The organism is Candidatus Hakubella thermalkaliphila (assembly GCF_013281975.1).
GTDB classification, from domain to species: Bacteria; Actinomycetota; Humimicrobiia; order Hakubellales; family Hakubellaceae; genus Hakubella; species Hakubella thermalkaliphila.
This window is the reverse complement of the sequence record NZ_BLRZ01000377.1, coordinates 1-781: the sequence shown is the minus strand read 5'-3', so window position 1 is coordinate 781 and position 781 is coordinate 1. Positions and strand designations below refer to the sequence as shown.

The 781-nt window shown below is 42.3% G+C and carries 2 protein-coding genes; one reads left to right on the top strand and one right to left on the bottom strand.

Features of this window, described 5'->3' with window-relative positions:
* Positions 1-141 precede the first annotated feature (141 nt).
* Positions 142-303, top strand: coding sequence for a hypothetical protein (locus HW443_RS12260; RefSeq protein ID WP_176238341.1), 162 nt, complete (start codon positions 142-144; stop codon positions 301-303).
* Positions 304-566: 263 nt separating this feature from the next.
* Here HW443_RS12260 and HW443_RS13110 read toward each other — a convergent pair.
* The coding region (locus HW443_RS13110; RefSeq protein WP_219857263.1) for a hypothetical protein at positions 567-781 on the bottom strand (215 nt) is incomplete at its 5' end.

Genomic DNA, 781 nt, shown 5'->3' with positions numbered 1-781 from the left:
CCGCCAAAGTATTTGTCTCCTGAAAATAATATCAAGGTATGCTTTTCGGAGGAGTCTAAGTGGTTAGTTACAGACCAAATGGAACAAAATAGCCTTACGAAATAAGAAGTGGTATTCTTAAAAAAAAGGAGGGATACCACAATGGAGAACAATGGGAAGGGATCAAGGAAGCATCTGTCTTCGGAGAAGAAATTTGAGATAGTAAAAGAAGTAATAATGGGGAAGATTCCTGTTTCTGAGGTTTGCAAAAGGCATGAGGACAGTATTACAAGTGGCGTCAGTTATTTTTCAATGGCGCTATAGAAGGGCTCCGGCACAAGAAAAAAGGAAGGGATACAAGCAAGGAAGAAAAACTAACGGCAGAGAATGAGAAGCTCAAGGGGGTAATAGCCGAACTTGCCACAGAGAACCTTGTTACCTCTCACATTATTTTGACCAAGATTATCACATTAACAAGATTATCACATTAAATTGACCAATAATATGTGGCCGATGGCTCGTAGAGAAGACACAGGGTGTGGCTACCCTCTGTCTGTTTAAGTATCGCTGTCCGATCGAGCTTCCGTCTAAATAATTTCTGTAGAAGCAATCCTGACATGTTCAGCAGAGACCACTTGAGTCTTTTGCCCTTCTGAGAAGTCCTCCGGAGCCCTGTTGTATCGCAAGTATTGCCTCCTCGGAGAACAGTTGTTCTTTAATCCATGCAATCTCAAGATGAGGTTTGCCGATGGCTCGTAGGAGAGGGTAACTGATAATATCTGCCAGAGAAAACTACTCGGTT

Coding starts and splice junctions, on each gene's coding strand:
- HW443_RS12260 (WP_176238341.1), top strand. CDS start 142: ATGGAGAACAATGGGAAGGGATCAAGGAAGCATCTGTCTTCGGAGAAG.